Origin of the sequence: Zavarzinella formosa DSM 19928 (genome assembly GCF_000255705.1) — a bacterium.
GTDB lineage: Bacteria > Planctomycetota > Planctomycetia > Gemmatales > Gemmataceae > Zavarzinella > Zavarzinella formosa.
Genome location: NZ_JH636443.1, coordinates 330456 through 334852, shown reverse-complemented (window position 1 = coordinate 334852; position 4397 = coordinate 330456). Strand labels below are relative to the sequence as shown.

At 58.7% G+C, this 4397-nt stretch carries 5 protein-coding genes; 2 read left to right on the top strand and 3 right to left on the bottom strand.

Annotated features, from left to right (window positions below; all coding sequences use genetic code 11):
• Positions 1–378: hypothetical protein (locus BGIM_RS66005; RefSeq protein WP_193789018.1), on the top strand; the 378-nt coding region annotated here is incomplete at its 5' end.
• A gap of 21 nt (positions 379–399) precedes the next feature.
• Positions 400–1086 carry a cytidylate kinase-like family protein gene (locus BGIM_RS0126735; RefSeq protein WP_020472776.1) on the top strand — a complete coding sequence of 229 codons (687 nt, stop codon included), beginning with the start codon at positions 400–402 and terminating at the stop codon, positions 1084–1086.
• Between the two features lie 255 nt (positions 1087–1341).
• On the opposite strand, the gene BGIM_RS67285 is transcribed toward BGIM_RS0126735, so the two are convergent.
• From BGIM_RS67285 to BGIM_RS0126715, 3 genes are all read right to left on the bottom strand, one after another.
• A complete protein-coding gene (locus BGIM_RS67285) occupies positions 1342–1953 on the bottom strand; it encodes a hypothetical protein (protein WP_020472774.1) in 612 nt (203 codons plus the stop codon).
• Positions 1954–2058: 105 nt separating this feature from the next.
• On the bottom strand, positions 2059–2781 hold the full coding sequence (locus BGIM_RS67280; protein WP_020472773.1) for a hypothetical protein: 723 nt from the start codon (positions 2779–2781) through the stop codon (positions 2059–2061).
• A 205-nt stretch (positions 2782–2986) separates the two neighbouring features.
• Positions 2987–4384 carry a DUF1501 domain-containing protein gene (locus BGIM_RS0126715; RefSeq protein ID WP_020472772.1) on the bottom strand — a complete coding sequence of 466 codons (1398 nt, stop codon included), beginning with the start codon at positions 4382–4384 and terminating at the stop codon, positions 2987–2989.
• Positions 4385–4397 lie beyond the last annotated feature (13 nt).

Sequence of the window (4397 nt, the reverse complement as noted above, 5' to 3'; positions counted from 1 at the left end):
GATGTCGGCCGGGAAGCGTTCGTGTGGTATGCCCCCGGCGTGTTCGCGGGGAGCCTGGCGTTCGCGGCCATCTTCCACCTGTTCGGGGCGTTGTTCACCCGCCCGGCGGTGGTGGGGTTGCTCTATGCGTTCTTCTTCGAGACGATGTTGAGCGAACTGCCCATCCCCGGCACGTTGAAGCGATTGAGCCTGAATTATTACACGCGCTGCCTTCTGTATCACGCCGGTGAACAGCACGACGTCCCCACCGAATCATCCTCTCTGTTCGTGCCGGTCAGCCCGACGTTTGCGTGGGTGGCCCTCATCGGGGCAACGGTTGCTCTGACAGGCATCGGCATGTGGCTGTTTGCCCGCAACGAATACCGTGACGATGCGTGAGCCTTCCGATAAGTTTTTGGTATGCCTATTGATCCATTTATCGGGCCGTTGCACGGCAATCGGGGTGACAACCGGGAACGCCCCGGCGCCCCGGCGGGATTGACCATCGCCATCAGCCGGGAATCCGGGGCCAGCGGCGGCAGCATCGCCCGCCGCGTGGGCCAGCGGCTTGGCTGGCAGGTATACACGCGGGAATTGCTCGAATTCCTGTGCGCCAACGAGGCCGCCCGACAATCAATCCTCTCGGATATCCCCCTTGATGCCACTGTCTGGGTGAACACCCAACTGGACCGCCTGCGCCGGGACGGCCGATTCCCGAAGGATTCGGACACGGACGAAATGCCGAGGTTGCTGCTCTCCCTCGCCTCGCGCGGTCAGGTGCTGGTGGTGGGAGGCGGGGCCGGGTATTACCTGCCGAGGGAAATCTCCCTGCATGTGCGGATCATCGCCCCACGAACAAACCGCGTCGCCCACATGGCCGACTGGCTCCGCCTCAGCCCGGAAGAAGCCGCCCGGCAGGTGCAAATGCGAGACGAACGCCGGGCCGAGTTTTTGCTGAAACGATTCGGAATGCGAAGCGCCGAGCCTTACGACTTTGACTTGGTTCTAAACTCCGGCCTGTTGAGCGAAGACACCTGCACCGAAGCCATCCTGGCCGCCCTCAAAGGCAAAGAAGCCGACGGCCAGCCGGATTCCCGGTTGGATTGAATGAACAAGATCCGTCGTGTGCCCGGCCCCGGCGAACTCGACCAAGAATCGGGCAGACATCCGCATCCCTCACCCGTCAGATGAAGCCCTGCCTCGGCTCCCGCCGGGAGACCAGATCACCGGCACGGCGACAATCATGCCGGACGGGTATCTCAATACCCTCGAAAACAAATGCTTTCAGTCAGGTTCGCCGTTCTAAAAAAGTCGGGGTGGTCCACTACCGTAACAAGTACTGGGGATACTACTCAGCGGAGTTCAGGACTTACCGAGTATCAAGTCGAGTGCCCAACACCCTCGTACATGCGGGCCGTCGCCCCGAAGGTGGGTCAAAATGTCCTCGTTCGAGCACCCAGCGTCTTCCAGGGCGTCGGCCAAAATCGGCAAACGGTCGAACGCCCGTTGTTCGTAGATCGTCTGGGCGAGGGCGACGACTTCGGACGTAAGCCAAAAAGGCTCTACGGACGTAGGGCGAAAAGGATCGCCAAATATTTCTCGAATTAAACTTGATTGAGATTCAGCTTCTTCTGCATACAACCTATAGTCAGACGGATGATGGTTTTCACCACCTATTGAGTCCCACACTTTTTGGAGACAGTAGAGTGACGTTGTCTTCGCAGCTTCGTCAGCATTTCCGATTGCCATCCGCTCATCAGGAAACGATTTACGCATCTGATAAAACTCATTCTTCAACGCCACCCCTTCCGCATGACGTTCACAAATGCCAAGCACACTCCATGCCGCATCCTCAGGGGGATATTTTGCCCACAAATGACGGTAGCATTCACATGCAAAGAGACGCTTTTTGCGGCCACTCGCCTGACGATTTGCTTGCAGCATCCATATCAATTCTTGCATTCCTTTCTGCATATTAATTCCTTGGTTGCATATGAAAATCAGCTAAGGTACTTTGAAAGCAAACATACCGGCTAGAGGTGAATTGGACAATTACCGGAACAGGTTTGTCCGGGATGTTCAAGACTTCCCAAGAATCAAATCGAGTGCCCAACATCCCCGAACATGCGGGCCATCTCCCCGCAGATGGCTCAAGATATCCATGTTGTCGCAACCGGCGTCTTCCAAGGCATCTGCCAAAATCGGGAGGCGTTCAAAGGCTTTGTCTTCATAGGTGCCGGTGGCGATCATTCTCACATCGAACGTGATCCACGTTTGATTGAATGTGACGGGACGAAAGGGGTTACCAATGACGCATCTGAAAAACTGGCACTGTCGAGACATCTCCAGACCAAGACCTTCTGTCCGACCAAGTGCGTTCACTGCGGGTTCGACTTCCGGGCCGGCCACGGCTCTGGCAGACCATAAAGGTGTCTCGAACAATTCAACGTCGTGTAACCAGTTTAAATGATGCCCGCATACCCCGTATGCCGCATTGGCAGCGGCATTGACGACCCAAGTCGCAGCGGTCCAGCCATCTGCCACCGCATGGTTATGGGTGGTGCCACAAGCATCACTCGCATTTTCTCGGGCTTCATCTAATTCATCAAGAGTGGCGAGACCATCCGTCCAATTTTCGGCAACGATAATAGCACGCCTGCTCCGCTCATCGGTGAGCAGACTCCAGACACGTGAGCAACATGCGAGTGCACAGAGCCGCAGTTTCCGCTCGGTAGTGTTCTCTCGGATGAACTCCAGCATTTTGTCAGGATCGGCACACGCCAGCCATTCCTCTTCAGTCATGATTCGCCCTCTTGATTGCGTGAATCATTGCGGTTGAGAGACAGAGATGAAAAGGGAAGATCAGAAATGCCAGACATATTGTGTGATAACCCCAAGAGCCCCGCTGCGTAAGCGGCGGGGGTGGCTCTCACTTTCGGAAAACCACCCCCGCCGCTCACGCAGCGGGGCTCTTGGGGTTCAACAACCAACGCCAGATATCGCCTGCTTACCGGATGATATCCTTGTTCACCACCCCCTCGACATCCGTCAGCCGGAAGTCGCGGCCGCTGTAGCGGTAGGTGAGTTTTTCGTGGTCGAGGCCCATCAGGTGCAGCATGGTGGCGTGCAAGTCGTGGACGTGCATCTTGTTTTCGGCGGCGGCGAAGCCGAATTCGTCGCTCTTGCCGTAGGCCAGGCCCCCTTTCACGCCGCCGCCGGCCAGCCACACGCTGAAACCGTGGCTGTTGTGGTCGCGGCCCTTGGCGCCCTCGCTTGTCGGCGTGCGGCCAAATTCGCCGCCCCAGAGGACAAGCGTGTCTTCCAGCAGGCCGCGTTGTTTCAGGTCTTTCAGCAGGGCCGCGATCGGCTGGTCAACCTGCTTGGCCTTGGTGGCGTGGTCCTTGATATCCCCGTGGTCGTCCCACGGCTGGCCGTCGCCGGTGTAAATTTGCACCATGCGGACGCCGCGTTCCACCAAGCGCCGGGCGACGAGGCATGATTCGCCGAACTGGCCGTTCCCGTACATGTCGCGGGTGACTTGGGTTTCCTTCGTCAGGTCGAACACGTCGGCCGCCTCGAACTGCATGCGGAAGGCCATTTCCATCGACTGGATGCGGGCTTCCAACGCGGCATCGCCGGGCCGCTTCGCCAAGTGGGCTTGGTTGATGGACTTCAACAAGTCCATCTGTTCCCGCTGCGAGGCCATCGAGAGGTTCGTGTTGCTCAGGTGCGGAATCACCGTCTTCGGGTCGAACTTCCGGTTGTTAATGTGCGTTCCCTGATAGATCCCCGGCAGGAAACTGTTGCTCCACAGTTGCGGCCCGACGACTGGCTTGCCGGGGCACATCACCACGAAGCCGGGCAGATTCTGGTTCTCGCTGCCGAGGCCGTACAGCAGCCACGACCCCATGCTCGGCCGGACGGGTTGCTGGTCCCCGCAGGTCATCATCAACAGCGACGGTTCATGGTTCGGCACATTCGTGTGCATCGACCGGATCACGCACACATCGTCGATGCACTCGCCGACGTTCTTGAAGAGTTCCGAAACCTCGATCCCCGACTGGCCGTACTTCTTGAAGCTGAACGGGGACTGCATCAGGTTGCCGGTGCGGCGTTCCGTCTTGATGTCGGCCGTCGGCGGCTTTTGCCCGTTGTATTTGACGAGCGACGGCTTCGGGTCGAAGGTGTCCACCTGCGAAGGCCCGCCGTTCATGAACACGTGAATGATCCGCTTGGCCCGCGGCTTGAAGTGCGGCGTCTTCGGCGCCAACGGCGACACCGCCGCCCCGGCCGCCGACGGAGCCGCCCGCAATTGCTCGTCGTTGAGCATGGCGGCCAGCCCGAGACTCCCCAACCCGGTGCCCATGCGGGCCAACACTTGACGGCGGGACAACGGAAGATTCATGAGACACGATCCC

What these genes read in the sequence shown, in the direction of transcription:
- BGIM_RS0126735 (WP_020472776.1), top strand. Translation starts at nt 400, where the DNA reads ATGCCTATTGATCCATTTATCGGGCCGTTGCACGGCAATCGGGGTGAC.
- BGIM_RS67285 (WP_020472774.1), bottom strand. Translation starts at nt 1,953, where the DNA reads ATGCAGAAAGGAATGCAAGAATTGATATGGATGCTGCAAGCAAATCGT.
- BGIM_RS67280 (WP_020472773.1), bottom strand. Translation starts at nt 2,781, where the DNA reads ATGACTGAAGAGGAATGGCTGGCGTGTGCCGATCCTGACAAAATGCTG.
- BGIM_RS0126715 (WP_020472772.1), bottom strand. Translation starts at nt 4,384, where the DNA reads ATGAATCTTCCGTTGTCCCGCCGTCAAGTGTTGGCCCGCATGGGCACC.